The organism is Thiobacillus sp. (assembly GCF_024708915.1).
The window spans coordinates 1-2,562 of the sequence record NZ_JANJXQ010000228.1; the positions used below are offsets into that span (position 1 = coordinate 1).

Annotated in this window: 4 protein-coding genes; 1 reads left to right on the forward strand and 3 read right to left on the reverse strand. The window is 64.8% G+C overall.

All coding sequences use genetic code 11. The features are described from left to right. The 3 genes from Q0L94_RS15160 to Q0L94_RS15170 all read right to left on the reverse strand — a co-directional run. Positions 1–229: YggT family protein (locus Q0L94_RS15160; protein ID WP_296754813.1), on the reverse strand; the 229-nt coding region annotated here is incomplete at its 3' end. Next, positions 226–1,041 carry a pyrroline-5-carboxylate reductase gene (gene proC / locus Q0L94_RS15165; RefSeq protein WP_296754815.1) on the reverse strand — a complete coding sequence of 272 codons (816 nt, stop codon included), beginning with the start codon at positions 1,039–1,041 and terminating at the stop codon, positions 226–228. The genes proC and Q0L94_RS15160, both read right to left, overlap by 4 nt. After that, a complete protein-coding gene (locus Q0L94_RS15170) occupies positions 1,034–1,738 on the reverse strand; it encodes a YggS family pyridoxal phosphate-dependent enzyme (RefSeq protein ID WP_296754818.1) in 705 nt (234 codons plus the stop codon). Before Q0L94_RS15170 ends, proC begins: the two co-directional genes overlap by 8 nt. 212 nt (positions 1,739–1,950) lie before the next feature. On the opposite strand from Q0L94_RS15170, the gene Q0L94_RS15175 reads away from it, so the two are divergent. Then, positions 1,951–2,562 (forward strand): ATPase, T2SS/T4P/T4SS family (locus tag Q0L94_RS15175; protein ID WP_296754820.1); only part of this gene is annotated, 612 nt, incomplete at its 3' end.

The window sequence follows — 2,562 nt, forward strand, 5'->3', positions numbered from 1 at the left end:
CCAGTTCGACCAGCAGCGCCACCACCAGGCATGCCCAGTCGAGGCCGAACAGGCCCGGCACCACCCGGCGCAGCGGCTTCACCGCAAAATCGGTGATGGCGACGATGAATTGCGCGAAGGGATTGCGAAACGGCACCCGGAACAGCTGCATCATGAAGCGCAGCAGCACCGCAATCACGAACAGGTTGCCCAGCGTCTGGACGAGGAAAGCGAATGCGCCCGAAATCATGCGAGCCGCCCCAGTTCGTCGCCGAGCTCGGCGCTGCGCCGGCTGGCCGCGTCCACTGCCTGGCCGATGGCCTGTTTGACCGCCGCCGCCTCCAGCGCGGCAATGCCGCGTTCGGTGGTGCCGCCCTTGGAGGTGACGCGCTGGCGCAGCACGGCGGGTTCCTCGCCCGACTCCAGCGCCAGCTTGGCCGCGCCGAAGAAAGTCTGCAGCGCCAGCTGGCGCGCGGTGGCGGGTGCCAGGCCCTGGGCCACGGCTGCGGCTTCGAGCGATTCGATGCAATAGAACACGTAGGCCGGGCCGCTGCCCGAAACAGCGGTGACCGCATCCAGCTGCGGCTCGTCCTCCACCCACACCGCGCCGCCGACGGCACGCAGCACCGCCTCGGCCTGCGAACGCGCATCCTGGCTGACCGCAGGCGGCGCAAACAGCCCGGCGACCCCGGCCTGCACCAGCGCCGGAGTGTTGGGCATGGCGCGCACGATGCGCTCGTGCCCTCCCAGCCAGCGAGTGAGATCGGCCACCCGCACCCCGGCGGCAATCGACACCACCAGCTGGCCGGCAAGGCGCGGCGCCAGTGCCGCCGCCACCTCGGGCAGGGTCTGCGGCTTCACTGCCAGCACGACCAGGGGATGCAGCCGCGCCTGCGACAGGTCGGTACGGGTCACGACGCCGAAACGCGCGGACAACTGCGCCCGCGCATCGGCGTTGATTTCCACCACCTCGATGTCGGTGGGCTGCGTACCGCTGGCGATCAGGCCGCCGATGATGGCTGCGGCCATGTTGCCGCCGCCGATGAAACTCACTTTATGCATTTTTTGTCCTCTCACCAAAGAGTGCCGTGCCGATGCGCACGATGGTCGCGCCTTCCAGTATCGCCGCCTCCAGATCGCCCGACATGCCCATCGACAGGGTATCGAGTGTGTGGCCGCGCGCACGCAGCGCATCGAACTGTTCACGCACCAGCCGGAATGCCGCACGCTGCGCCGCCACTTCCTGCGCCGGCGCCGGAATCGCCATCAGTCCGCGCAATCGCAGGCCTGGCAGTTGCGATACGGCCCCGGCCAGCGCGGGCAGTTCAGCCGGAACCACGCCGCTCTTGCTGGCCTCGCCACTTACATTGAGCTCGATGCAGACCTGCAGCGGTGGCAAGCCGGGCGGACGCTGGGCGGACAGCCGTTCGGCTATCTTCAGCCGGTCGATACTGTGCACCCAACTGAAATTCTCGGCGACCACCCGCGTCTTGTTGCTCTGGATCGGTCCGATGAAATGCCATTCGAGTGGCAGATCGCGCAAGGCTGCCTGTTTTTCCAGTGCTTCCTGCACATAGTTTTCGCCAAACTCGCGCTGGCCGGCATCCGCCAGAGCACGCACGGCAGCATCGCCAAAAGTCTTGCTCACCGCCAGCAGACACACCGCCGCAGGCTCGCGTCCCGCCTCGGCTGCGGCATCTGCAATCCGCGCCTGCACGGCATGCAAACGCTCAGCTGGCGTGGAGTCCGCAGTCGTCATCCCGGACTCAAGTTTGCGTGTTTTCGGGCCGTTATCCATAGCGCTTATTATTGAACACAAACCCTGTTCAATAACAGCCGTTTAATTGTTATCGATCCGAAACGCAGCGCAGCTTTCAGGGTATTTCGTCACTGACAGGCCCGACGGTTTTCAAACGGTTTCGTTTCGGATCAATAAAGACAAAACCCCATCCAACACTGAACGAGGCACGCGTGGATATTTCCGAACTGCTGGCATTTGCCGTCAAGAACAAGGCGTCCGACCTGCACCTGTCGGCGGGTCTGCCGCCGATGATCCGCGTCAACGGCGACATCCGCCGCATCAACCTGCCGCCGATGGAACACAAGGACGTGCACCGCATGGTGTACGACATCATGAACGACAGCCAGCGCAAGGTGTACGAGGAAACGCTGGAGATCGACTTCTCGTTCGAGATCCCGTCGCTGGCGCGCTTTCGCGTCAACGCCTTCAACCAGCAATACGGCGCGGGGGCGGTGTTCCGGACGATTCCGTCGAAAGTGCTGACGCTGGAGGAGCTCAACGCCCCGGCCATCTTCAAGGAAACCTCCGACCAGCCGCGCGGCATCGTTCTCGTCACCGGCCCGACCGGTTCGGGCAAGTCGACCACGCTGGCGGCGATGATGGACTACGTCAACGAAAACCAGTACGCGCACATCCTCACGGTCGAGGACCCGATCGAATTCGTCCACCAGAGCAAGAAATGCCTGATCAACCAGCGCGAGGTCGGGCCGCACACGCTGTCGTTCAGCAACGCCCTGCGCTCGGCGCTGCGTGAAGACCCGGACGTCATCCTGGTGGGCGAA

What these genes read in the sequence shown, in the direction of transcription:
- Q0L94_RS15170 (WP_296754818.1), bottom strand. Translation starts at nt 1,738, where the DNA reads ATGACGACTGCGGACTCCACGCCAGCTGAGCGTTTGCATGCCGTGCAG.
- proC (WP_296754815.1), bottom strand. Translation starts at nt 1,041, where the DNA reads ATGCATAAAGTGAGTTTCATCGGCGGCGGCAACATGGCCGCAGCCATC.